Annotated in this window: 24 protein-coding genes and 1 pseudogene; 7 read left to right on the plus strand and 18 right to left on the minus strand. The window is 66.9% G+C overall.

Annotated elements, in window-relative coordinates:
• Nucleotides 1-66 precede the first annotated feature (66 nt).
• Nucleotides 67-951, plus strand: coding sequence for a LysR family transcriptional regulator (locus tag SB771_RS25135; RefSeq protein ID WP_175659912.1), 885 nt, complete (start codon nucleotides 67-69; stop codon nucleotides 949-951).
• A gap of 162 nt (nucleotides 952-1,113) precedes the next feature.
• On the opposite strand, the gene SB771_RS25140 is transcribed toward SB771_RS25135, so the two are convergent.
• The 4 genes from SB771_RS25140 to SB771_RS25155 all read right to left on the minus strand — a co-directional run bounded on the left by SB771_RS25140 (nucleotide 1,114) and on the right by SB771_RS25155 (nucleotide 4,564).
• Entirely contained in the window at nucleotides 1,114-1,578 is a 465-nt protein-coding gene (locus SB771_RS25140; protein WP_175659911.1) for a hypothetical protein, read from the minus strand.
• Nucleotides 1,579-1,638: 60 nt separating this feature from the next.
• Nucleotides 1,639-2,856, minus strand: a complete 1,218-nt coding sequence (locus tag SB771_RS25145) for a patatin-like phospholipase family protein (protein ID WP_175659910.1) — start codon at nucleotides 2,854-2,856, stop codon at nucleotides 1,639-1,641.
• A gap of 130 nt (nucleotides 2,857-2,986) precedes the next feature.
• Nucleotides 2,987-3,772: a 3-hydroxybutyrate dehydrogenase gene (locus tag SB771_RS25150; protein WP_105788036.1), complete on the minus strand. Its 786-nt coding sequence runs from the start codon at nucleotides 3,770-3,772 to the stop codon at nucleotides 2,987-2,989.
• A gap of 51 nt (nucleotides 3,773-3,823) precedes the next feature.
• The gene (locus tag SB771_RS25155; RefSeq protein WP_011659919.1) at nucleotides 3,824-4,564 is read right to left on the minus strand and encodes an acetoacetate decarboxylase; all 741 of its coding nucleotides are present in this window, start codon (nucleotides 4,562-4,564) and stop codon (nucleotides 3,824-3,826) included.
• Between the two features lie 444 nt (nucleotides 4,565-5,008).
• Between SB771_RS25155 and SB771_RS25160 the strand changes: the two genes are divergently transcribed.
• Nucleotides 5,009-5,590 (plus strand): undecaprenyl-diphosphatase, encoded by a 582-nt coding sequence (locus tag SB771_RS25160; RefSeq protein WP_126226310.1) that lies wholly within the window; start codon nucleotides 5,009-5,011, stop codon nucleotides 5,588-5,590.
• 38 nt (nucleotides 5,591-5,628) lie between these two features.
• On the opposite strand, the gene SB771_RS25165 is transcribed toward SB771_RS25160, so the two are convergent.
• The 3 genes from SB771_RS25165 to SB771_RS25175 all read right to left on the minus strand — a co-directional run bounded on the left by SB771_RS25165 (nucleotide 5,629) and on the right by SB771_RS25175 (nucleotide 7,547).
• Nucleotides 5,629-5,853 (minus strand): hypothetical protein, encoded by a 225-nt coding sequence (locus tag SB771_RS25165; protein ID WP_006755413.1) that lies wholly within the window; start codon nucleotides 5,851-5,853, stop codon nucleotides 5,629-5,631.
• Between the two features lie 120 nt (nucleotides 5,854-5,973).
• On the minus strand, nucleotides 5,974-6,795 hold the full coding sequence (locus tag SB771_RS25170; RefSeq protein ID WP_175659909.1) for a siderophore-interacting protein: 822 nt from the start codon (nucleotides 6,793-6,795) through the stop codon (nucleotides 5,974-5,976).
• A 38-nt stretch (nucleotides 6,796-6,833) separates the two neighbouring features.
• The gene (locus SB771_RS25175) at nucleotides 6,834-7,547 is read right to left on the minus strand and encodes a PadR family transcriptional regulator (protein ID WP_012365049.1); all 714 of its coding nucleotides are present in this window, start codon (nucleotides 7,545-7,547) and stop codon (nucleotides 6,834-6,836) included.
• Nucleotides 7,548-7,654: 107 nt separating this feature from the next.
• Here SB771_RS25175 and SB771_RS25180 point away from each other — a divergent pair, with 107 nt between their 5' ends.
• On the plus strand, nucleotides 7,655-7,888 hold the full coding sequence (locus SB771_RS25180; RefSeq protein WP_175659908.1) for a hypothetical protein: 234 nt from the start codon (nucleotides 7,655-7,657) through the stop codon (nucleotides 7,886-7,888).
• A gap of 164 nt (nucleotides 7,889-8,052) precedes the next feature.
• Here the strand turns inward: SB771_RS25180 and SB771_RS25185 are convergent, their stop codons facing one another.
• Complete coding sequence (locus tag SB771_RS25185) at nucleotides 8,053-9,003, minus strand: helix-turn-helix domain-containing protein (protein WP_175659907.1); 951 nt, start codon at nucleotides 9,001-9,003, stop codon at nucleotides 8,053-8,055.
• A gap of 386 nt (nucleotides 9,004-9,389) precedes the next feature.
• Between SB771_RS25185 and SB771_RS25190 the strand changes: the two genes are divergently transcribed.
• Nucleotides 9,390-10,988 (plus strand): GMC family oxidoreductase, encoded by a 1,599-nt coding sequence (locus tag SB771_RS25190; protein ID WP_175659906.1) that lies wholly within the window; start codon nucleotides 9,390-9,392, stop codon nucleotides 10,986-10,988.
• A gap of 41 nt (nucleotides 10,989-11,029) precedes the next feature.
• Nucleotides 11,030-12,517, plus strand: a complete 1,488-nt coding sequence (locus tag SB771_RS25195; protein WP_175659905.1) for an NAD-dependent phenylacetaldehyde dehydrogenase — start codon at nucleotides 11,030-11,032, stop codon at nucleotides 12,515-12,517.
• Between the two features lie 69 nt (nucleotides 12,518-12,586).
• On the opposite strand, the gene SB771_RS25200 is transcribed toward SB771_RS25195, so the two are convergent.
• From SB771_RS25200 to SB771_RS25220, 5 genes and pseudogenes are all read right to left on the minus strand, one after another.
• Entirely contained in the window at nucleotides 12,587-13,678 is a 1,092-nt protein-coding gene (locus tag SB771_RS25200; protein ID WP_175659904.1) for a porin, read from the minus strand.
• Between the two features lie 211 nt (nucleotides 13,679-13,889).
• Nucleotides 13,890-14,613, minus strand: a pseudogene (locus SB771_RS25205) (SDR family NAD(P)-dependent oxidoreductase).
• A complete protein-coding gene (locus tag SB771_RS25210; RefSeq protein ID WP_175659903.1) occupies nucleotides 14,591-15,712 on the minus strand; it encodes a 2,3-butanediol dehydrogenase in 1,122 nt (373 codons plus the stop codon). The pseudogene SB771_RS25205 and the gene SB771_RS25210 overlap by 23 nt, the downstream one beginning before the upstream one ends.
• Nucleotide 15,713: 1 nt before the next feature.
• Nucleotides 15,714-17,015: an MFS transporter gene (locus SB771_RS25215; RefSeq protein ID WP_175659902.1), complete on the minus strand. Its 1,302-nt coding sequence runs from the start codon at nucleotides 17,013-17,015 to the stop codon at nucleotides 15,714-15,716.
• Between the two features lie 18 nt (nucleotides 17,016-17,033).
• Entirely contained in the window at nucleotides 17,034-17,567 is a 534-nt protein-coding gene (locus SB771_RS25220; protein WP_126226333.1) for a 2,4'-dihydroxyacetophenone dioxygenase family protein, read from the minus strand.
• A gap of 187 nt (nucleotides 17,568-17,754) precedes the next feature.
• Between SB771_RS25220 and SB771_RS25225 the strand changes: the two genes are divergently transcribed.
• Nucleotides 17,755-18,720 (plus strand): helix-turn-helix domain-containing protein, encoded by a 966-nt coding sequence (locus SB771_RS25225; RefSeq protein WP_175659901.1) that lies wholly within the window; start codon nucleotides 17,755-17,757, stop codon nucleotides 18,718-18,720.
• Between the two features lie 222 nt (nucleotides 18,721-18,942).
• On the opposite strand, the gene SB771_RS25230 is transcribed toward SB771_RS25225, so the two are convergent.
• Nucleotides 18,943-19,890 carry an aldo/keto reductase gene (locus tag SB771_RS25230; protein WP_175659900.1) on the minus strand — a complete coding sequence of 316 codons (948 nt, stop codon included), beginning with the start codon at nucleotides 19,888-19,890 and terminating at the stop codon, nucleotides 18,943-18,945.
• A 374-nt stretch (nucleotides 19,891-20,264) separates the two neighbouring features.
• Nucleotides 20,265-20,885, minus strand: a complete 621-nt coding sequence (locus tag SB771_RS25235) for a LysE/ArgO family amino acid transporter (RefSeq protein ID WP_105833562.1) — start codon at nucleotides 20,883-20,885, stop codon at nucleotides 20,265-20,267.
• Nucleotides 20,886-20,991: 106 nt separating this feature from the next.
• On the opposite strand from SB771_RS25235, the gene SB771_RS25240 reads away from it, so the two are divergent.
• Nucleotides 20,992-21,885, plus strand: a complete 894-nt coding sequence (locus tag SB771_RS25240) for a LysR family transcriptional regulator ArgP (RefSeq protein WP_011659943.1) — start codon at nucleotides 20,992-20,994, stop codon at nucleotides 21,883-21,885.
• A gap of 68 nt (nucleotides 21,886-21,953) precedes the next feature.
• Here the strand turns inward: SB771_RS25240 and fnr are convergent, their stop codons facing one another.
• The 3 genes from fnr to SB771_RS25255 form a co-directional block, all read right to left on the minus strand.
• Nucleotides 21,954-22,703: a fumarate/nitrate reduction transcriptional regulator Fnr gene (gene fnr, locus SB771_RS25245; protein WP_126226341.1), complete on the minus strand. Its 750-nt coding sequence runs from the start codon at nucleotides 22,701-22,703 to the stop codon at nucleotides 21,954-21,956.
• 160 nt (nucleotides 22,704-22,863) lie between these two features.
• Entirely contained in the window at nucleotides 22,864-23,334 is a 471-nt protein-coding gene (locus SB771_RS25250) for a universal stress protein (protein WP_011659945.1), read from the minus strand.
• 644 nt (nucleotides 23,335-23,978) lie between these two features.
• Nucleotides 23,979-24,389 (minus strand): DUF3005 domain-containing protein, encoded by a 411-nt coding sequence (locus SB771_RS25255; RefSeq protein WP_175659899.1) that lies wholly within the window; start codon nucleotides 24,387-24,389, stop codon nucleotides 23,979-23,981.
• Between the last annotated feature and the right edge of the window lie 17 nt (nucleotides 24,390-24,406).

A 24,406-nucleotide genomic window follows, 5' to 3' on the forward strand; every position in this document is an offset into this window, starting at 1 on the left:
GCCTAGAATAGGAAAAGTTGAATTTCCTGATTGCCAGATTCAGTTTTCCTGAACGAGAGGAGGCACATGCGCGAGATCAGTCTGGACCGACTGCGTACGCTGGTCGCGATCGCCGACCAAGGATCGTTCGTGGCCGCCGCGCAACTGCTTCATCTGGCGCCGCCGACGGTCAGTCTTCATGTCGCCGAACTCGAAAGCCGTATCGGCGCGCCGTTGCTGTCGCGCACGCGCGGCAACGTGCAGCCGTCGACCATCGGTGTCGTGCTGGTGGAGCGGGCGCGTCGCCTGCTGGCCGAGGTCGAGTCGACCCTCGACGACGTGGGGCGGCAAGTGCAGGGGCTCACCGGACGCGTGCGCCTCGGCGCATCGACCGGGGCGATCGCCCATCTGTTGCCGCAGGCGGTGGCGCGGTTGCGCGAGCGGCATCCGGATATCGACGTGCAGATCGCGGTGCTCACGTCGCAAGACACGCTGGCGCGTATCGCGCAGGGCACGCTTGACGTCGGGCTGGTCGCGTTGCCGCAGCCGGCGGTGGCAGGGCTGTCGATCCGCGCGTGGCGGCGCGATCCGGTGCTGGCCTTCCTGCCCGCGGACTGGCGGCTTCCGGCGCGTGTGACGCCGGCGTATCTGGCCACGCGTCCGCTGATTCTCAACGATGCGACCACCCGCCTGTCGCGGCTCACGACGGAATGGTTCGCGCTCGGCGGCCACAGGCCCGAGCCGCGCATCGAACTCAACTACAACGATGCGATCAAGAGTCTGGTCGCCGCGGGTTACGGCGCGACGCTGCTGCCGCACGAGGCGGGCGCCCCGCCGCCCGACGCACGCATCGTCATGCGGCCGCTGCGTCCGGCGTTATGGCGTGAACTGGGTATCGCGCATCGGGTCGGCCCGGTCGAGCGCTCGACACAGCACGTGCTCGACGCGTTGTGGGCGCTCGGCGCGCGATAGGGAATCGCGCTGCCGTTCAGGACGCATGCCGCGGTGGCGAATTGATCGGATGAGGCCTGCGCCGAGCCGAACGCTTCAGCCTGTCGCCCGGTGCTGCCACATGCGGGCCGGCTGGTGCCAACGCCAACGCCAACGCCAACGCCAGCACCCGGCGCGGCCCCGTCACAGCCGGTTGTCCCTCGCGAGCATCAGCACGCGCGCCCAGCGCCGTGCATCTCGCTTGTCCATCATCGGCAGCTTCCATTCGCCGCGCACCGCGTCGCGCACGCGCACGACCAGATGCCAGCGGCCGTCGATCGGCGCGGCCTCGCAGCCGTCGAGCTGCGACAGCGTATAGCGGCCGTCCGCGCCGTCTTGCGACAGCCACAGCAGCCCCTGCGACGCGGACACGCGCACCTCGCCCCATGCGCGATGCATGATGTGGGTCCAGCCCTGCTCTTTCGTGTTCGGCGCGATGTCGCGGCGGCGTTTGATCCACCACGCGATCAGCGCGATCAGGATGGCGCCGGCGAGCACGGCGGCCGCGATCGCGACCGGCTGGCCGAACTGCGCGGCGATGACGTGAAACAGGTGAACCGCGCCCCATCCAATGGCGATGAGCGCGAACAGCGCAATGAAAATCGGCATGTCGAATCGGAAAAGAGGACGGACCGGCGCAGGCAGCGCGCCGGTCCGCCGCACACGGCACTACCGGCGGCGGTGAATGTCGTGCGTGACGAAGCCCGCGTCGTTGACGGGCAGCGCGAGGCCGTCCTTCACCGCGAGCGTCTTGCGGATGTCGTCGAGACCGGCGGACCAGTGGTCACGCATCGTCGACAGACCGAACTGATAGTCCTTGTAGTGGTGCTCGTACGCCTTCTGCTGATAGATCAGGTGCTGGATGTTGTACTTCTTCCCGCTCGACATCGCTTCAGCCTCGACGCACCACGGATCGTTCTTGCGCTGCTCCTCCGGCACCTGGTCGAGCACGTGGCGCAGCACGTTGCGATAGCGCTGTTCGCGCTGCAGCGTGTCGGTGACGAAACGCGTGCGGCTCGAATACTGCACGTCTTTCGTGCGTTCCGCGACATCGGCCATCGTGCGCGGCAGCGGCCCGCGCGCGCTCCACAGATCGACCTGGAACGCGAGCGTGTCGCGGCGCGGGCGCGCGCGCAGCACTTCCATCAGCGGCGTATTCGACACGACACCACCATCCCAGTAGTACTCGCCGTCGATCTCGACGGGCGGGAACGCGGGCGGCAGCGCGCCGGATGCCATGAAGTGCTCGGGCGTGAGGCGAATGCGCGAGTTGTCGAAGTACACGAAGTTGCCGGTGCCGACGTTGACCGCGCCGACCGACACACGCGTCTCGCCCGAGTTGATCCGGTCGAAATCGCACAGCTTCAGCAGCGTCGCGCGCAGCGCCGACGTGTCGTACCAGCTGATCTTTTCCGGATGATCGGATACGCCCGGCAGCGGCGGCGGGAAGCGCGGCACGAAGAATCCCTGCTGGCCCTGCATCATCGCGCTGGCGGCCTGCGATGCGGTGAAGAACGTGCGGATCTGGTCGATGCTGTTGAACAGCGCGAATTCGAACGCCGCCGGAATCGCGGGAAAGAACGCCGGCTGGCAGATCGTTTCCCAGAATTCGCGCAGCCGCTCGACGCGATGTTCGGGCGCATTGCCGGCGATCAGCGCGGTGTTGAGCGCGCCGATCGAGATGCCTGCGATCCAGTCGAGCGGAACGTTCGCTTCGTGCAGCCCTTCGAACACGCCGGCCTGATACGCGCCGAGCGCGCCGCCGCCTTGCAGGACGAGCGCGATCGTTTCGTACGGCAGCGACCGCGCAGCGGCCGGTGCGCCGGCCTCGTGTTGCAGGTCCGCCGCATCGACGGCCTGCTTTTCTGTACGCGCGTGCGGTTTCATCAGTTGCTCCGAGAAATGCCGCCGTGGATGGCGGACACGGAAGGCGTGACGTCGATCGACGGCACGCCATCGTGAGTCTTGAGAATGGGCGGTGGTGCGGGAATCGCCTCCCGTCGGGGAGGCGAAGACATTACTGCATGAACCAGCCGTGGCTGACGATGAACGACTGCCCGGTGAGCGCGGCGCTCGGGAACGCCGACAGGAACAGCACCGTCTGCGCGACGTCCTGCACCGTCGTGAACACGCCGTCGACCGTGTTGCCGAGCATCACCTTCTTGATCACTTCCTCTTCGCTGATCCCGAGTTCCTTCGCCTGCTCCGGAATCTGCTTGTCGACGAGCGGCGTGCGCACGAAACCCGGACACACGACGTGCGAGCGCACGTTGTGCTTCGCGCCTTCCTTCGCCAGCACGCGCGCGAGGCCGAGCAGCCCGTGCTTGGCCGTCACGTAGGCCGACTTCAGCGGCGACGCTTCGTGCGAGTGCACCGAGCCCATGTAGATCACGACGCCGCCGCGATCATCCTTGTACATGTGCTTGAGCGCGGCCTTGGTCGTCAGGAACGCGCCGTCGACGTGGATCGCCTGCATCTTCTTCCAGTCGGAGAACGAATAATTCTCGATCGGATTGACGATCTGGATGCCGGCGTTCGACACGAGGATGTCGATCGAGCCGAACGCTTCGGCGACCTTGTCGATGCCGCTGTTCACGGCGTCCTCGTTGGTCACGTCCATCGCGACGCCAATCGCCTTGCCGCCTGCCTTGTTGATCTCGTCGGCAACCGCGTTCGCGCCGTCCTGGTTCAGGTCGGCGATCGCGACAGCCGCCCCCGCCTTGGCGAGCTCCAGTGCGATTTCCTTGCCGATGCCGCTTGCGGCGCCCGTGACGACTGCGGTCTTGCCATTCAGGTTGCTCATTTCGAATTCCCGTGGTGAAAGGATTGACAGGGAGAAAGGACTGCGGACGTGTTATTGAGCCAGATAATCGTAGACGACTTCGCCGAGGCCGAGCGTCAAATCCGCGACGATGTGGCGCGCTTCGACGATCTCGAGCACCGGCAGGTCGGCCACCGGCGCAAGTGCGTGCGGTGCCAGCTCGAGCGACGCGGGGCCCGTCCATGCGCCCTTCATCTTGATGTCCTGCATGTAGTAGCGCACCAGTTCGCACACGCGGGCGGTGCCGTCGACGTGCGGGATGATCTTCAACAGGAAGTTCGGGCCGGCGAGGCGTTTCGCCTGCTCTTCGATGTCGAGGTCCTTGTGCTTGTAGCCCATCGTGCCGGTCGCGACGCGCACCTTGCCGTAGTCGAGCGTGCCCAGGATGTGATCGGTGTTCACGTGCAGCGTGGGCGACGCGAGCTTCTTCGGGAAGCCCCACAGCTCGCGGCCGCCGGCGATCGGCGGGTGATCGTCGAGATACATCGCGAGCGTGTAGCCGCCGGCCTGGCCGTTGTATTCGACGGGGATCACCTGACCGCTTTCGGTGTAGTCGCCGAAGCCGGTCGAATCGGCCATGCGAATGAATTCGTAATGTACGAGCGGCTCGGTGATCTGCAGTGGCTCGGGGACAATCTCACGCAGGCGGTCCGGATCGGTGCGATACGTGATGATCAGAAACTCACGATCGACGAAACGGTACGGCCCCATCGGGAAAGCGGGGCTCGTCAACGGCATCGCAAACGCTTTCGATCGGACATCGCTGATTTTCATGCGGACTCCTTGTTGTTGATCGCTTCGTGGATGATTGGTCGTAATCGTATGCCTGTGCGTCGCCGTTGTGCGATGCCGCATATGGAATTAATTGTTGCCGATTTCGATTCATTTGCCGCCTAAATATTGAGACAAGCGGCACAAACAGCGCGGATGGCGGCCGGTGACTCGATATTCATACGCATCAATGAAGCCACGATGCGAAAAAGGTGAGGTTTTACGGGATGGTTGGTGAGCTTCTACGGGAGACGGTCGCGCGGAGATGTGACAATTGTGTGAACTTGTGTTGCAGCGCGAGCTCTAAGTGCGTTCGCGCGCGGCGCACTGGCCGGGCCTCCTTACCCGGCCCGACGCATTAAGCAACGCTTAAGCGGGTGCGCCCTAGCATCGTTCGCCTCCGACCGGCACTCCCGGTCCATCATTACGCCCCACGCAACCGCATTCATGCAGAACCTCAATCTCACCCTGTTTTCCGCCATCAATGCCGGCGCCGCGCCGCACCCTGGCGTGGCCCGTCTCGCGATCTTCGCCGCCGACTGGCTCGTCTATGCGCTGCCTGCGATGCTGCTGCTCACCTGGATCTTCGGCGAGCGCGCGACGCGGCGCCAGGCGATCGAAGCCGGCGTCGGCACCTGCGTGGCGCTGGCGCTCGCGCAGGTGCTCGGGCATTTCTGGTTCTCGCCGCGGCCGTTCATGGCCGGCGTCGGCACGCAACTGATTCCGCATGTGCCGGACAGCTCGTTTCCGAGCGATCACATGACGTTCGCGTGGAGTCTCGCCGTCGGCATGATGCTCGCCGGCAGCACGCGGCTGACCGGGTTCGTGATGGCCGCGATGGCCGTCGCGATTGCATGGGGTCGCGTGTATGCGGGCGTGCACTGGCCGTTCGACATGGCCGGCGGCGTGCTGGTCGGCACGGCCGGCGCGCTGGCCGCGCACCTGTATGGGCAACGCGTGGTCGAGCTGCTCGAACGGATCGGAGACGTGGTGCACGCGGTGATGATGGGGCGCGAGCGCGCGCCCTGAGCGGGAGAATCAAGCGGAGAAGTGCGGGCCGGACGCCGTCAACCGGGCGTCTTGGCCGATTCCGTCGATGCCGACGTGCTGTCGCCTGCTTCGTGCAGTTCGGGCGTTTCGCCCGGGTGCCGGGCGGCGTCGCGTTCGAGAGAGCTTTCCTTCAGGATCGCGCACATCGCGACGAACAGCGCGAGCACGACGGCCGCCAGGCCGCAATAGCCGGCGATCTTCAGGTTGCGAAGGAAAGGCGAAGCGTGGCTTTCTCTTGTCATGACCGGGCGCTCCTGGGCGGGGCTGCGGCGGCTGTCGCCCGACAGCGGCGTCGCAGACATACATATATACCAGCCGCCCCGCCGATGCCAAGCCCGCCGATGCGCGGGCGCCCGTTCGCGTCAGTCTTCCAGCGTTTCGTGCACGGCCGCCGCGCCGCGCTTCCAGTACGCCGCCGCGCGGATGCGCGACTTGTCGATGCCGCGCTCGCCGGTCAGGTGCAGGCGCACCGCGCGCATCGACTGCGCTTCACCCGCCGCCCAGACATAACCATCGCCGGCGGACGGCAGCGGCAGCTCGCGCACCGCATTCAGCAGCGCGTCGCCGTCCGCTGCGTCGGCTTCGGCGCGAAAGCGCCAGATTTCATGCACGTCGGCGCGCGTATCGAACGCGATCTGCGCGGTGCGATCCGCGACTTCCAGCACGACCGCCGCCCGGGCGCCGGCCGGCAGCTGCTCGAGACGCCGCGCGATCGCCGGCAGCGCCGTATCGTCGCCGATCAGCAGATGCCAGTCGAAATCGATCGGGACCACGAACGAACCGCGCGGGCCGCCGATGCCGAGCCATTGGCCGACGCGAGCCTGCGCCGCCCACTGCGATGCGGGGCCCGGATGGTTCAGCACGAATTCCAGATCGAGTTCGCACCCGGCGCGGTCGAAGCGGCGCGGCGTGAAGTCGCGCGCAATCGGCTTCGGTTCGCCTTCGGGAAACTCGGGGCCGTTCGCGCCGAGCGTCGGCATCGCGGGCCGCTCGGCGCCGGGCGGCGGGAAAAACACCTTCACGTGGTCGTCGAACGACGACGATTCGAAATCAGCGAGGTCGGGGCCGCCGAGCGTGACGCGCAGCAGATGCGGCGTCACCGCGTACACGCGCACGACCTGCAGCAGGCGGAACTTGAGGGTATGGCGCACGCGGGTCACGGTGCGCTCGGATGTGTTCTGCATCAATCCGTACTCCTTGAGGTTTGACGGGACGGCGCGGATTACGCGCCGGTGCCGCCTTCGATTTCGGCTGTCGCGCGGCGCATTATCGCCGCGATGCGCCGCTGTTCGTCGGCGTCGGCAGCGCTCTTGTGCAGCAGCGCCCGCTTGAGCGCGAGACGTGCTTCGACGAACTCCGGAAGCCAGCCGGGCTGTGCATCGTCCGGTGCGTCGCTGCTCGCCGATTCGCCGGCGAACGCGCGGCGCATGAATTCCATCTTGCGCGCGAGGTGCGTGAGGCGCGCGAACAGCGTGTCGACGCGTTCGCGCTGCGCATCGAGATGCGCGCGGCCGGCGTCGGTCAGCGCATAGCGCTTGCGATTGCCTTCCGCCTGTGACGCGACGAAGCCGACTTCCTCGAGATACGTGAGCGCCGGATACACCATGCCGGGGCTCGGGCTGTAGAAGCCGTTCGAGCGCGTGTCGAGCGCCTTGATCAGCTCGTAGCCGTGGCTCGGCTGCTCGGCGACGAGGGCGAGCAGCAGCAACTGGAGATCGTCGGAGCTGAACTGGCGGCCGCGCGGCATGCCGTCGTCGCCGAAATCGCCAAAGCCGCCGCGTCCGCCACGGCCACCGAACGGACCGCCGCCGCCAAACGGGTCGTGGCCGCGGCGATGGCGGCCGATCGCGTGCCAGAGGCCGGCGAACCAGTCAGGGCCGGCATGCGCACCATGACCGTCGCATCGGGCATGGCCGCGGGAGGGGTTGTGTCGCATGATCGTGTCCTATGTATCGGAAAACATATCTAAAGATATATATCGAAAGATAGGGTGTCAAGGCGAATTATTGGGGTGGGTAGAGCACGCTCCGGGCGGAGACACTCTTGCAGAAGGTGGTCCTTCAGTTGCGCGTGCCGGTCGTAAATGGCTGCGACGAACGAATACGTTTCGTTGTTGCCGGGGCAGAGCACGGTCGCTTTCGCGTAGTAGTCCGCGCGTGCTTCCTCGTCGTACTCCGGGATCTGCCGATGTCGATCGACACGGTGAGCTGTTTCGCCGGCTTCTGGCCAGACAAGCTCGAAGGCGGGCAGGACATGAGGGGAGCAGGGGTGCGGTAGGCGTCGTCGAGCGAGATGAAAGCGGCGACCCGACCCGGCTCGGCGCCGTCGTCGGGCAATCCGGATTCGCGAAAATATTGGGCTCATGTGGGCTGCGCAAAGCCTTGCAGCAGGACGCTGCGATCCGCCCGACACGTCAACGCAATCGCAACACGCGGATTACATCACTCGCTCGAAGCACTCCGATACGCATCCCGATACACCCCCGGACTACACCCGAACCGTGCCTTGAACGCGCGCCCGAAATGCGTGATGTCCGAAAACCCGCACGCGATCGCGAGTTCCAGCAGCGTGCGATTGGTATCGGCCGGATCTTCCAGCGCGCGGCGGCTCGCCTGCAGCCGATACTCCTGAATCAGGCTCTGCGGTGTCCGCTCGGATGCGGCCAGCGCGCTATACAGCGTGCGCCGCGACACGTTCAGCGCGCTCGCCAACTTGTCCGGCGACAAATCAGGATCACTGTAGTGATGCGACAGGTAGATTTCCGCGTTCATGCGCAGGGCAGCGCTGCGTGCATCCGCACCGGTCAGCGAATCGCTCGCCTCGCGTCGAATCACCGAATCGAGCAGCATCAGCGTCGACTGCTCGAAACCGAACAGGCTTTCCGGATCGTTCGGCACCTGCCCGTCCATCAGGTAATGGATCGATTGAAGGGCCAGTTGTGCATTGCCGACGGTTCGGCGCACCTGCACGCCCGCACGCTCGACGAACCAGCGCCACATCGTGCCGCTTCTCGGCGGCGTCAGCGCAGCGACGAAGCGCGACGCGTTCGCCGATTCGATCATGTACGGCTGCGTCGCATCGTAGATCACCCACTCGCCCGGATTGACGATCGACGTCGCGTTGCGCTGCGTGACGCGGCTTTGCCCGGCGATCTGGAACAGGATCTTGTAGCAATCGCTGTCGGCGCGCGACGCGAGCGAGCGGTCGCGATCGACGCGGATCGCGGTGGTGTCGACCTCCGCCATCCGCAGGCCGCCCACCGTCGCCACCCGCACCGACATCCGGAACTGCGAGCCGGTGTCGTGAAAGACCAGCGGCAGGAAGCTGTCCGCGATCAGGTCGCGCAGATTCGTGCTGCTGTTGCTGGCGTCGACGACGAGTTCGTGTGCCATTGCCGGAAGAGGGAGAGGGCCGGGGAACGCGTCAAGGTTAATGCAAACGGCCGGGACGCGCGTTCAGACGCCGCCATTGTCGGCAGCGCTGCCACGCGGCGTCAATCGTGGTTTCTCCACGTTCTCCCCGGCCGCCGCCGCGCGACGCCATCGATCTGCACGCTGAAGCCAAAAGTGTGCACGCAACGCCGAACGGCGCCGGCGGCGCATCCATAGAATCGGAAAGCGGTCGGCAAGCTGTCCTGTCGAATCGCACGGGCTGGCTCGCGCCATGAAAAACAACCACCGATTTTCAAGGAGATGCCGCCGAAGGCCGGGCGACGGACGCATGCGGCGGCAGCACGCGCCGGTGAACGTCGCGCGCACGACAGCGGGCGCATACCAGGATGTCCGATAGAACTTTCGATTACATCGTCATTGGCGCCGGCTCGGCGGGCTGCACGATCGCGACCCATCTCGTCGAGCGCGGCCTCGGCACCGTGCTGCTGCTGGAAGCGGGCGGCCACGACAAGGATCTGTTCATCCACATGCCGGGCGGGCTGGCGAAGGCGATTCCGCGCTACACGTGGCCGTATGCGGCCGAGCCGTCGGACGACGTGAAGGGCCGCTCGATCGCGGTGCCGCAGGGGCGCGTGCTCGGCGGCTCCAGCTCGGTCAACGGAATGCTGTACGTGCGCGGGCACCGCAACGACTACGACCGCTGGGAGACCGAGTTCGGCTGCACGGGCTGGGGCGCGGACGACATGCTGCGCTACTTCGCGAAGGCCGAGAACAACGAATCGCTGACGGCGCCCTATCACGGCAACAACGGGCATCTGCAGGTCACCGAGATCCGCTATCGCCATCCGCTGTCGCAGGCGTTCGTGCGCGCGGGCCAGCAGATGGGGCTCGACTACCTGGTCGACTACAACGGCGAGCGGCAGCAGGGCGTCGGGTTCTATCAGGCGACGATCTTCAATGGCGAGCGCGGCTCCACGGCGGCGACCTACCTGAGCGCGATCCGCAACCGTCCGGAACTCAGCCTCGAAGTCGATGCGCTGGTCGAACGCGTGGAAATCGAAGGCGGCCGCGCGACCGGCGTCACGTATCGGCAGGGCAACCGTCGCGTGACGGCGCGCGCCCGGGCCGAAATCATCGTGTCGGCCGGCGCGATCGGCTCGCCGAAGATCCTGCAGTTGTCCGGCATCGGGCCGCGAAAGGTGCTCGAGGATGCCGGCGTGCAAGTCAGGCACGTGCTGCCGGTGGGCGAGAACTTCCACGATCACATGCACATGTCGGTCAATGCGACGATCCGCACGCCGGTGTCGCTCTACGGTCAGGACAAGGGATGGCGCGCGCTGAAGCACGGCATCCAGTGGAAGTGTTTCCGCTCGGGGATCCTGACGTCGCCGGTGCTCGAAGGGTTCGCGTTCGTCGATACCTGCGGCCAGGGGCAGCCGGACGTCCAGTTCCACTTCCTGCCGACGATCGACTCGTTCGACGATCCGATCGGCGTGACGGCGGGCCGCACGCACGGCATCACGATCAAGACCGGCCATCTGCAACCGTATTCGCGCGGCCGCGTGACGATCCGCTCGTCGAACCCGCAGGAACTGCCGCGTATCGACGGCCGCTATCTGGCCGACCGCCGCGACGTCGACGGCCAGATCCGGGCGGCAAAGCTCGCGCTGAAAATCCTGCGTCAGCCGGCGCTCGCGGAGCACGTCGACGAGATCTTCTCGCCGGACTGCCCGCCCGACGACGACGCGGCGATCGAGGACTGGGTGCGCGGCGCGGCGAAGACGGTCTATCACCCGGTCGGCACCTGTCGGATGGGCACGGATGCGGCGTCGTCGGTCGTCGATCCGCAACTGCGCGTGCACGGTATCGCGGGGCTGCGCGTGGCCGACAGCTCGACGATGCCGAGCATCCCGAGCGGCAACACGAACGCGCCGACCATCGCACTCGCCGAAAAGGCGTCGGACCTGATCGCCAACGCGGCCTGATCGGGGCTTTCACACTCAATTGGATTTCCGGAGGAATACAGATGGCACTGGTTCGGATGCTGGACGAAGTCAGGGCGTTTCTCGCGCGCGAACACGGTCATTACATCGACGGCCGCGCGGTGGCCGGCCACGGCGAACGGATCGACGTGCACGATCCGGCCACGCGCGCGGTGATCGGCTCGGTCGCGCAGGCGACCGACGACGACGTCGAAGCCGCGCTCGCGTCGTCGCATCGCGCGTTCCGCGGCGAGTGGGCCAACCTGACGCCGGCCGATCGCGAGCGCATCCTGCTGCGCTTCGCGGACCTGATCGAAGCCCATGGCGAAGAGATCGCGCAGATCGAAACCGCGCAGTCGGGGAAGCTGATTGCGCTGTCGCGCGTGATCGAGGTCGGCTGGTCAGCCCGCTGGCTGCGCTATTACGCGGGCTGGGCCACGAAGATCGCGGGCGAAACGCTCGCCCCGTCGTTTCCCAGCATGAACGGCGAGCGCTACACGTCGTTCACGCTGCGCGAACCGCTGGGCGTCGTGTTCGGGATCATTCCGTGGAATTTCCCGGTGATGATCCCGGTGTGGAAATTCGGCGCGGCGCTCGCGACCGGCAACACGGTGCTCATCAAGTCGTCGGAGTTCACGCCGCTCACGATGCTGCGTATCGCGGAGCTGGCGACCGAAGCCGGTTTACCCCCGGGCACGCTGAACGTGATCAACGGCACCGGCCAGGTGGGTGCGAAGGTGATCGGCGATCCGCGCGTGGCGAAGGTGTCGTTCACGGGTTCGGTGCCGACCGGTCGCATCATCGGCGAGCAAGCCGTCAACGCGAACTTCACGCGCTTCACGCTCGAGCTGGGCGGCAAGAACGCGGCGGCATTCCTGGCCGATACGCCGGTCGACAAGATTCTCGACGGCATCGTCGAAGCCGGGTTTCTGCATAGCGGACAGGTGTGCGCGTCGGCCGAACGCTTCTTCGTGCATCGTTCGAAGTTCGACGAGGTGGTCGAGAAGATGAAGGCGCGCCTGGACGGCTTCCAGCCGGCCGATCCGATGGACGACGCGGGGATGATCGGCCCCGTCTGCAACGAACCGCAGTTCCGCAAGTGCGTCGATGCGTTCGACCTTGCGCGCGCGGAAGGCGACACGATCGTCACCGGCGGCGGCGCGTACGCGCGCGACGGCTTCTACGTGAAGCCAACGATCGTGCTGCCGCGTTCGCTGGAATCGGCTTCGTACCGCAAGGAGATCTTCGGGCCGGTCGGCGCGTTCGTGCCGTTCGACGACGAGGAAGAGCTGATCGCGATGATGAACGACACGCCGTTCGGGCTGACCGCGAGCCTGTGGACGAACGATCTGTCGAAGGCGCTGCGCTACGTGCCGCGCATCGAAGCCGGCACCGTGTGGGTGAACATGCATACGCTGGTCGACCCGGCCGTTCCGTTCGGCGGCGCGAAAGGGTCCGGCATCGGCCGTGAATATGGTTCGTCGTTCATCGACGCCTATACCGAGCCGAAAGCGGTGACCATCCGCTTCTGACGAAACCGCGTCCCGCGCAACCCGCCCGGGCAGAACCGGGCGGGCGTTTCAGTCACAAGCGGCTGCCGCTCAGAACCGCGTACTGAACCCGATCCGCGCGACCGACTGCAGCGCGCCGCTCGACGCGCCGTTCGCATCCATCACGCCGTTGATCTGCGCGTGGCTGCCGTGGCTCGCGCGCTGATGCACGCCCGCGACATACACCATCGTGCGTTTCGACAGCCAGTACTGGACGGCGGCCAGGAGCTGGTGTGCATGCGCGTTCTCGAGCGTGTCGTTGCCCTTCATGTACGTGTAGCTCGCCCCGATCACCCAGACCGGCGACGGATGCCAGGCGGCGCCGGCCTCTGCAGACCACACGCCCGCGCCATTCCACGCGTTGTGCACGGTCGTGAAGAGCGCCTTCGCCGTCACCGTGCCGAGCGTGTAGTGCGCGCCCGCGCCCCAGTTGCGCACGGTGGTGGCCGGCCGCCCATCCGCCGCGCCGTACTTCTGGTTCGTATAGGCCGCGCCCGCGCCGAACGGGCCGTTGTCGTAGCTCGCACCGACGCTGACCGTATTGTTCGCGCCGACCGACCGCGCGACGTTCCCGAAGCCGTACAGCGCGCCGAAGGTCAGGCCCGAGATCGACGCGCTCGTGTACTTGACCGAATTCGCGACGCGATTGCTGCCCGCGACGCGGTCCCAGTCGAATGCGCCGGTCGGGTTGTTCGGCAGCGCGAGCGTGTCGAACGGCCCGTTGCGAAAGCCGTACAGCCCGACGAGATCCTGCGCGATCTCGTTGCCGCTCGCGGCCAGCGAATCGACCATGAACTCGTACTGGTTGCCGAGCGTCAGCGTGCCGTATCGGTCGTTCTGCAGCCCGACATAGGCCGTGCGCGCGAACAACCCGCCGCCGATCATCGAGCCGTTCGCGAGCGAGAATTGATTGACGAGCCGGAAGATCGCGCGCGTGCCGGCGCCGAGATCCTCCTTGCCCTCGAAGCCGAGCAGGTTCGGGAAGAATATGTTGTCGTCGAATTTCGCGTTGCCGTGGCCGCCTTCGTTGCTGACATAGCTGATGCCGGCATCCAGCAGCCCGAACATCGTCACGCTGCTCTGCGCGAAGGCCGCGGCCGGGATCGTGCAGGCCGCGAGGGCCAGCAGGGTCTTTTTCGTCATCTCCAAATGCTCCTCACATGTTTCCGGTCTTGCCGGAATATTTTTGATTGGACTACTGATTGATATGAAGGTAGTGAATCGTTCGGCTGCCGATTCGGTCGTGCCGGGAACGGGAATGGGAACGCGATCGAATCGGAATCGGATCGGAGCTAGATCGCGCACGCGGGCACCGGCGCGTGGCGCATGCGCCGATGCCCGCGTGCGCCGGCCGCTATACCGTCGAATACCCGCCGTCCACCGGCACGATCGCGCCGGTGACGAAGGACGCGCCGGGCGAGCACAGGAACAGGATCACTTCCGCGACTTCGTCGGCCGTGCCCCAGCGCGCGAGCGGCGTGCGCTCGAGAATCCGCCGCGACGCGTGCGTGTCGGCCATCAGCGCGCTGCTGAGCGGCGTGTCGATCCAGCCGGGCGCCACCGCATTCACGCGGATGCCGCGCTCGGCCCAGGCCTGCGCGAGCGAGCGCGTGAGCTGCGCGATGCCGCCCTTGCTCGCGCTATAGGCGGGCCGGTCCTTGCTGCCGAAGTACGTGTACATCGACGCGACATTGACGATGCTGCCGCCGCTCGCCGACAGCGCCGGCAGCGCGGCGTTGGATGCCCGCATCACCGACGTCAGGTTCACGTTCAGCACGAGCTCGAACTGGTCCAGCCTGTACTCGTCGGCGTGCCGGCTGATGCCGACGCCGTTGACGAGCGTGTCGACGCGCGGCAACGCGCGGATCCTGCGCGTCAACGCTTCGCTGTCGGTCACGTCGAGCTCCACGCAGCGGATCCCGGGATGCACCGGCGCATGCGGGCCGCCGGCCTCGAGCCCGAGCGCGACGACGGACGCGCCCGCTTCCGCGAAACGCCACGCGGTGCGCGCGCCGATGCCCGACGTTGCCGCCCGTCACGACGACGGTCTTGCCGTCAAACGACCAGGGTCGGCTCATGCTCGATGCTCCCGACGGTGTGGGTACGGCGCGCATGCCGGCGCGGCGGCGCAACCAGGATCTTGATCTGCGCGCGATCGACGAGCAGCGCGTCGAAGCCGTCGGCGACGGCGTCTTCGAGCGCGACCGTGCGCGTGACGATCGACGTGAGATCGAGCGCGCCCGACCCGATCAGCCGCAGCAGGTCTTCGTACACGTGCCGGTAGCCGACGCTCGCCGTGAAGGTCAGCTCGTCGTTGACCGCGCGGAACGCATCGAAGCCCGCGTGCGGCATCAGGCCGACCATCACGAGGCGGCCGCCCTTGCGCAGCCCCTGCATCGCGGCCTCGAACGTGGCCGGCAGGCCGGCCGCCTCGAAGCTCACGTCGACGCCGAGCCCGCCCGCCGCCTCGCGAATCGCGTCGCGCAGCACCGGCGCGTCGAGCGAGCGCGCGTCGAACGCGTGCGTCGCGCCGAAGCGCGCGGCCGCGGCGAGCCGCTCCGGCGACACGTCGACCGCGACGATGGTCGTCGCGCCCTGCAGCTTTGCGAGCATGATCAGCAGCAGGCCGATCGGCCCGAGCCCGAACACCGCGCAGGTGTCGCCGAGCCGCAGCTCGCCGCGCCGCAGCGCATGCAGCGCGACGGCCGCCGGTTCCATCACCGCGGCCTGTTCGAGACTGACGTCGTCCGGAAGCCGATGCAGCATGTAGGCCGGCACGACCGCGAAGTCGGCCATCCCGCCATCGCCCATCAGGCCGGCGAAGCCCATCGATACGCACAGGTTGTACGAGCCCGAGCGGCAGTACGCGCACTGGTGGCAGTGATACTCGGGCTCGACCGCGACGCGGTCGCCCGGGGTCAGCGTCGTCACGCCCGCGCCGACTTCGACGACGGTGCCGCAGAACTCGTGACCGAGCGTGAGCGGGGCGGTGCGGCCGGACAGCGGATGCGGCGTGTCGACGGGAATCGCGTGGGGGCCGTCTGCATATTCGTGCAGGTCGCTGCCGCAGATGCCGCAATACGCGACCGCGATGCGGACCTCGCCGGGCCCCGCGCGCGGCGTGTCGAGATCGACCACGCGGAGATCGCGCGGGCCGTGCCATTGAAGTGCACGCATGTCAGCGTCCTCCGAGGTTCTGGGTATCGAGACGGGTGGTGGCGCCGGCGAGCGCGCGCTTGCGCAGCACGGCGGGCGCGGTTTCGACGAGGCCGAACGACAGCACGCACGCGAGAATCGCGCCGGCGGCCGACGTCCACATCGCGAACTGCAGGCCGTACCTGTCGGCCGTGAAGCCCGCGACGGTCGGCGCGATGAAGCCGCCGATCAACTCGCCCGCGCCCATGATCAGGCCGAGCGCGCTGGCGATCGCGCGGGGCGGCACGGTTTCGGCCGGGATCGTCGCCATGAATAGCGTGAAGCAGCCGAGGCCCGTGTACGTGGCGAACACGAGCGTGCCGAGCGCCCAGACCGAGCCGACATGGATCATCACGACCGGGCACACGGCCGCGACCAGCGCGAACGCGATCATCGTCGGCTTGCGGCCGATGCGGTCGGAGATCGCCGGCACCGCGAAGCCCCAGAACACCCACGCGGCGCCGAGGCAGGTCATTACGACGCCCATGTCGGCCGGCGACAGATGCCGGCTTTCCACGAGGAAGACCGGCGCGAACGAGATGATCACGACGAACCACGTGAGGAAGAAGCAGCTGATCAGCACGCAAAGCAGGATGTTGCGTTCCTTCAGCAGCGCCCAGCGGTTGATCGCCGCGCCGCTCGCGGCCGGCGCGCCGGCGCCGACGGCCTGTGCATGCCGTACGCCGCCGGGCGGCACTTCACGCACCCAGCGCCAGATGCAGAACGCGATCAGGAAGCCCGGAATGCACGAGACGTAGAACGCCGCGCGCCAGCCGTAGGCGGTCGCGATGCCAATCACGACCGGCGGGCCGATCATCGCGCCGAGCAGGCCGGCGGCCGAGCCCTGCAGCAGACCCATGTTCAATCCGCGGCGGCTCGGCGTCGAGCTCTCGACCATCAGCGATTGCGACAGCGGCAGCACGGGCCCTTCGGCGATGCCCATCAGCGCGCGGAACGCGATCAGGCTCGCGAAGCTACCGACGAGCCCCGACAGCGCCGAGCACACGGAGAAGCCGAGCACCGCGGCGATCAGCAGCGGCTTGCGCGTGCCGCGCGCATCGGACCAAGCGCCGGTCGCGGCACCCGACAGCGCCCACGTGAGCGCGAGCGCGGACGACACCATGCCGAGCTGCGTATTCGACAGATGCAGCTCGGCCGACATGAACGGGAACAGGAACGACAGCGCGAGGCGGTCGAAGAACACGAAGCCGAACGTCATGAACAGGATCAGCAGCAGCCTGTTCTCATACGTCCATGCCGATTTGGAAGAGGGATGGAATGTCATGAGCGGCCTCGTCGCGCGTCAGCGAAACAGCTTCTCGACCGCTTGTGCGCCGAGGCCGACCTTCTCGTAATGGGCCTTGCACATCGCGATGTACGAATGCACGTCGAAGTAGCCGTCGGGGTTGCCTTCGTCATCGAGCCAGATCAGGGGGCCCTTGACGATGAAGAACGCGCGCATCGGCTCCGGATGATCGAACGCGACGAGCGTATGGCCTTCGCCGGGCGTTTCGTACACGAAATCGCCGCGCGTCGCGGTCCATTCGTGCTCCAGGTATCCCCACTTGCCCGACAGCGTGTACGCGAACACCTCGTGCGGGTGATAGTGGCGGTTCACGAGCCCGGCTTCCTTCGCCATCAGGATGTCGCACCACTTGTTCTGCGACGGCGAGATCCATAGCGGCCGCGATGAAACCGTTTCGGTGAACGGAACGTAAAGGCGCTCGTCGTCGCTGGCCGCGTTCGGGATGTAAGCTTCCGGCAGCGCATCGGGCTTGAACGGATTGGCAATCGGCGCGATGTTTTGCCAGAATTCGGATACGGCTTTGTCGACCACGGTGTGTCTCCTTGTCGTTGGATGTCGTGTGGTCGACTTTAGCCAGCCGGTGCGCGGCGCTCTTGACTGGGCTGGACGAATTGCTTGATCGGGCCGGACATCGCGCCGCACCGCACTGCACCAATAACGCTACGCACCATCCCCCAATCCGTGCCGCTCCGCACGACAGGCGACTCCAGGAGGCGACGTGACGAATTCGACCGTTCTTTCATGCACGCGAGGCTCGACGGCCGACGTGCCGGCGCGCGACCGGATGGCGTACTGGGATGCGTTCAACGCCGCGACGCTGGTCGGCCTGCGCTGCTCGTCGCTGTCGCCGGCGGGGCTCGAGGTCGAGAAAACCGATCTCGCGCTGCCGGGGCTCGGCGTCGCCGACATCAGCGGCCGCGATCACGTGATCGAGCGCAGCCCCGCGCTGGTGCGTCAACTGCCGAAGGAGTCGCTGTTCGCGTGCCAGATCCTGAGCGGTCGCGCGTATTTCATCCAGCGCGACCGTTGCCTGCTCGCGGAAGCCGGCGATGTCGTCGTGTACGACACGCGCGTGCCCTATCTGTTCGGATTCCTGACGCCGATGCGGCAGCTGCTGGTCGACATTCCGATCACCACGTTCGACGACCGCTTCGACGCGGAGCTGGCGGCGCTGCCGCTGCGGATCGCGCCGAAACCGGGCGCGGGCGCGATGCTCGGCGCGACGCTGCGCGCGAGCGTCGAGCGGTTCATGCGGGATCCGGTCGAGGAGGACTCAGCCCGCTTCGTCGAACATACGCGCACGCTGGTCGCGGAGCTCATCGACGCGGAAGTGAACGGCGCGGGCGCATCGCGCGCGTCGCTGTCGTACCTGCTGACCGCGAAGCAATACATCGCGACGCATCTCGGCGACCCGGAGCTCGGGCCGCAGGCGGTCGCCGATGCGGTCGGGCTGTCGTTGCGGCACCTGAGCCGGCTTTTTGCTGGCGAAGGAGACTCGATCACGCAGCACATCTGGTCCGAGCGGCTGTCGCATGCGCATCGCGAACTGGTCGATGCGCGCCTGCGCAAGACGAGCATCGGCGAGATCGCGTTTCGCTGGGGGTTCTCGAGCCAGGCGCACTTCAGCCGCGCGATTCGCGAACGCTACGGTGCGTCGCCGATGGCGCTGCGCAGCGCCTGTTGAAACAGCGGAACCGGTGTTGAAGCGGCGCGGGGTTCACGCGCCGTTTTCGTTTTCATTGTGTGTTCGTCGTGGCGGGGAGCGTCAGCGTGTTCGTGTTGCTTCTCGCCTGTTGCCCGACACAGTGCGGCATCGTCGACGGATCGCGCATCGCAGATCCGCAATCCGCCGCTCCGTTGAACCGCGAACTCCGCGGTCCAGGCCGCCGTCCGGCCGCAAACGCCCTCACACCGCGCTGGCTTCGTCGATCTTGCGGATATCTTCGTCATCGAGCTTCACGCGGATCGCTTCGCCGAGCAGCGCGAGCTGCGACAGCGACGTCGCGCTCGCGATCGGCGCGGTGATCGTCGGCCTCGCGATCTGCCACGCGAGTGCGATCGCTGCCGGTTGCGTGCCGTGCTTCGCCGACACGTCGTCGAGCGCCGCGAGAATGCGCAGGCCGCGCGCATCGAGATAGCCGGCGACGCGATCGCCGCGCACGCTCTTCTTCAGGTCGGCCTCGCTGCGGTACTTGCCCGACAGGAAGCCGCTCGCGAGTGCGTAGTAGTTGACGACGCCGAGTTTCAGGTCGCGCACGACCGGTTCGATATCGTGCTCGTATTCGGCGCGGTCGATCAGGTTGTATTCCGGCTGGATCACCTGGTAAGCCGGCAGGCCGTCGCGCTTGCTGATGTCGGCGGCCTCGCGCAGGCGCGCGCCGCTGTAGTTCGACGCGCCGATGATGCGCACCTTGCCCGCGTCGATCAGCGACTGGTAGGCGGCGAGCGTTTCTTCGAGCGGGGCCGTGTCGGCGAGATCGCGGTGCGAGAAATACAGGTCGATGTAGTCGGTCTGCAGGCGGCGCAGCGAATCGTCGGCGGCCTTCAGGATGTTGTCCTTCGACAGGCCCGCGCGCGCCTCGAGCAGGCCGACCTTGGTCGCGATCACGACCTGGTCGCGCTTGCCGGAGCGCTTGAGCCACTTGCCGATGATCGTTTCGGATTCGCCGCCGCTGTTGCCGGGCGCCCAGGCCGAATAGACGTCGGCCGTGTCGATGAAGTTGATGCCGGTGTCGGCCAGCGCGTCGAGCAGCGCAAACGATGCGTTCTCGTCGACGGTCCAGCCGAAGACGTTGCCGCCGAAGGCGAGCGGGGAAACCTGGATGTCCGACGTGCCGAGGGTGCGTAGTGCCATGTTGCTCTCCTGATGCTGCGGGGTGAACGGGATTGAACGGCGGGACCGGTCGAGTTGAATGCGACGGGATGGCGGAGGGGCGACGCGCTTTCGCCGTTGTCGCGGGATGCTCGAATATTCTCGCGCATCGACCGGGATCGTGCAGCGGTCACGCGGCCGCGGTGACGGAGGACTTGCGGCGGATGACGGACGAATCGTCCGCTATGTGCACCATCCGTGCGACTGCGTTCGATCGGGAACCGAATTTTGCCGTGGTTGGGCGCGGCAGCGGACGGTCGAGAGGCGGGTGGAAACCGGCGTTCTGTGACGCAGCATCGGAGCGGAACGAAATACGGGCGGCTAGTGGCCGCCCGCGATCGCTCAATCATCAAGCGTCACCGCAACTGCACCGCCGCGAGAAACAGCACCATGCTGCCGATCGCGCCATCCAGCACGCGCCACGCAACGGCCTTGCGAAACCACGGCGCGAGCAGTCGCGCCCCGTATCCGAGCCCGAGGAACCACACGAGGCTGACCGCCATCGCGCCGATCGCGAATGCGAGGCGCGCACCCTCCGGCTCGCGCGCACCGGCCGTGCCGATCAGCAGGAACGTATCGAGATACACGTGCGGGTTGAGCCACGTGAAGGCGAGCGTCATCAGCACGATCGCGACCGTGCTCTGCGGCGGCGGCGCGACGGCGTCGCCGCGCACGTCGAGCGTTTCGTGTCCGGGCTTGAATGCCCGGCGCAGCGCGTTGAAGCCGAACCATGCGAGATACGCGAGGCCGACGTACAGCACCACGTGGACGAAGGTCGGATAGCGTTCGACGAGCACCGACGCGCCGCCGACGCCCGCGCCGATCAGGATCATGTCGGACAGCGCGCACAGCAGCACGATCTTGCCGACATGCGAGCGCATGATGCCTTGCCGGAGCACGAATGCGTTCTGCGCGCCGATGGTGACGATGAGCGATCCGCAGAGGGCGGCGCCGTGGGAAAAAGCGATCCAGTTCATGATGGGGAAAGGTGAAGCCGTAGACGGGGGAATCAGTTGGCGTTAGTCTGCGGTCAGCCGCAACATAAGAGAAGCTAATTCACCTAATGCTGATTAAGGAAATCTAATGCTCGACTACGCGTTGCTCGACGCCCTGGCCGCGGTGATCCGGCACGGTTCATTCGAACGGGCGGCCAAGGAGCTGAACGTCACGCCGTCGGCGGTATCGCAGCGCGTGAAGCTCCTGGAGGAGCGCGTCGGCAGCGTGCTCGTCAAGCGCGGGCAGCCGTGCGTCGCGACGACGTCCGGCGCGCTTCTATGCCGGCATACGGAACGCGTGCAGTTGCTCGAGGCCGAACTGGGCGGCCGGATGCCCGCGTTGCCGGGCCAGATCGCGAGCGCGTGGCCGACGTTGCGCGTGGCCGTCAACGACGACAGCGTCGCGACCTGGTTCATCGACGCGGTCGGGCCCTTCTGTACCGAGCGCGAGACCTTGCTCGACCTCGTGATCGACGATCAGGACCATACGGCCGCGCGCATTCGCGATGGCAGCGTGCAGGGCGCGGTGACCGCGCAGGCCGAGCCGATCCAGGGATGCCGGTCGACGCGGCTCGGGCGCATCCGCTATCGCGCGGTGTGTTCGCCGGCGTTTTACGACCGCTATTTCGGCGCGGGCATCACGCGCGATGCGCTGCGCCGCGCGCCGTGCGTGATGTTCAATCCCAAGGATGGCCTGCAGGCACGCTTCATCCGGCGCGTGACGCGTGCGGATCTCGATCCGCCGCAACACTGGATCCCGCATGTCGCGGGCTATCTGCGCGCATGCGAAACGGGGTTGGGATGGGGAATGTGCCCGGACCGGATGGTCGATCGCCAGCTGGCGGCGGGCGAACTGGTCGACATGTCGCGCGGGCGGACCGTCGATATCGAGCTGTACTGGCAGAGCTGGCGCCTGTCGATCGGCTGGCTCGACGACTTCAGCGCGGCGCTCAAGACGCGTGCCGCGCTGTTTCTCGACTGATCGAAGCGGGAGAGGTGGGAAAGGCGTCAGAAGCGGGCGGCGGCGCGCAGGTCGCGCGCCGCGCGGGGTCAGACGTGATGAAGGCCGTCGAAATCGACGATCTGCACGAGGCGGCCCTGCATTTCGATCAGGCCGCGCTTCTGGAACTTCGACAGCGTGCGGCTGACCGTTTCGAGAGTCATGCCGAGATAGCTGCCGATGTCTTCGCGCGTCATCCGCAGGTTGAATTCCGACGGCGAATAGCCGCGCTTCAGGTAGCGTGCCGACACGTCGAGCAGGAACGCGGCCACGCGCTCTTCCGCGTTCAGCGAACCGAGCAGCATGGTTTGCGACGTTTCGCGCACGATCTGCTCGCTCATCAGCTTGTGCATGCGCAGCTGCATCGTGCCGGCCTCCGAGCAGAGCGACTTGAGCGCGCTGTACGGAATCACGCAGACCGAGCTGTCTTCCAGCGCGACCGCGGTGCGCGGGTGAGTATCGTCGCAGATGCCGTCGAGGCCGAGCGCTTCGCCCGCGAGGTGCAGGCCGGTGACCTGTTCACGGCCGTCGTGGCGCGTGGCGACGGTTTTCAGCGAACCCGAGCGCACCGCGTACAGGTTGTCGAACGTGTCGCCTTCGCGGAACAGCGCTTCGCCGCGCTTGACCGGGCGCGCCGCGCAGATGACCGATTCGAGGCGGCTGAGCGCTTCGGGTGCGAGACCCTGCGGCATGCACAGGTGCCGCATGGCGCACGACGAGCAGTGCGGGGCCTGGCGGGGAGCCGCCCGGCTGCCTGCATGGAACGGGGCCGCGGGGCGTGTGGCGACGGGCGTCAGCATGATCGTTTACTCCGGCGTTGAATCGACGAAATCATTGTCCCACCGCAAGTTGCTGCCGTCGGGTGACAAAACGTCGCGACCGCGCGCGCATGCCGCAGGCATCGTAGCGGCATGCTGGCACGGCATGCACGCTGCACGTGCGCGCTGCGTACGCTGTCGCTCAGAGATCCTGATCGGCGTCGGTATGCGCGGCGGCCGGGATCAGCAGCACGGGCAGCGTCGCGTGCCGCACGCACTGTTCGGCGATGCTGCCGAGCACGAGGCGACGGAACCCGCGGCGGCCGTGCGTGCCGAGCACCAGGAGATCGGCGCCGAACGCTTTCGCCCCATCGAGGATCAGCGTCGACACGTCGTTGATCGACGACGCCTCGCTCATCACCGTCGCGCCCTTCACGCCGGCCGCCTGCATCAGCTTCGTGAAATCCGCCGCGAGCGCATTGCCTTGCGCGACGAGCTGATCGCGCAGCACGGACGGGTCGTAGCCCGGCACGTTGTAGTAGATCGCGGCGTTCTCGACGACGTAGAACGGTTGCAGTTCGGCACCGTGCTCCTTCGCGAGCGCGAGGGCGGCATCGAACGCGTGGCGGGACGTGTCGCTGCCGTCGATGGCAACCAGAATGCGCTTGTACATAGTGTCTCCGAGTGGCGGGTTGGACGAAAGTCGGCCGAATGGCCTAGTGGGCCCTGCGCTGCTGCGAGGCAGAGTAAACCAACGGCAGGGACTCTGCAGCGACGTGCCGGTCGTCGCGATCGCGGCGCTTCGGCCGTCGCGGCGGCGCGCAGCGATCACGCGCCATGCGCGCGCTGCATGCCGCGTTTCGCGATGAGCGCGACGCGCGCGACGGATCGCGATGGGTCGCCGCGCGCAATGACAGCGCGCGAGTGTCGAGCGAATACCAGCTCGACACACCGGTCACGGCTGCCCGGCATCGTGCGGCGGCGCGGCGCAGCGTGCGAGCGCGTCCGGCCCGCACGCCGGCGTCATCGACGTATGCCGACGACCACCTGACGAACCGCTAGCCTCGCCCTCCATTGGACCGCATCCGCGTCGCGACGGCGTGACTTCGATCAACGCCCGTGCATCGGCGTTGCTGAGGATTCGACGCCCGATATCGCGGAACTGAGAATGCCGAACCCCGCGCTGATATCGATACCACAGCCGATCCGAACGATCGCGCTATCGACGACACATCGACCGCAAAACCGGCACGCATCCGCCACCGACCCCGCCACCCCAACGGGCCCCTCGAACGACCGATTCAAACGCCGCACGCGCTACTCCGGCACCGTCGTGATTTCGATCACCCGTTCCGGCCGGCGTCCGTGCCCGGTCCAGTACGCGCTGCCGTACATCCGATGAATCGGGCCGAACGGTTCGTCGACTGGGCGCGACGGCGCGTCGAATCCCTTCTCGATCACCATGTAGCCGGCACGCAGCGCGAACGCCGGATGATTGCCGCCGGGCCGGCTGTCGAAGCCGGCGAACCCGTCGGTACCTTCGGGCACAGCGTTGACGAGCGACGCGTTACTGCCCGTGATCTGGTCGGGCGAGAACGCGAGGCCGCTTGCGAGACGGGCAGCCTCGCGATTCTTGCCGTCGGTGTCGACGGTGCTGTCGTGCGTGTCGTCGTTGTCGAGTTCGATGCTGCGCGGGTGCACGGCGCGCCCTTGAGCTGACGTTTCCATCGCGGCTCTCCTGGCGG

Origin of the sequence: Burkholderia sp. SIMBA_051 (assembly GCF_046534915.1) — a bacterium.
GTDB lineage: Bacteria > Pseudomonadota > Gammaproteobacteria > Burkholderiales > Burkholderiaceae > Burkholderia > Burkholderia ambifaria.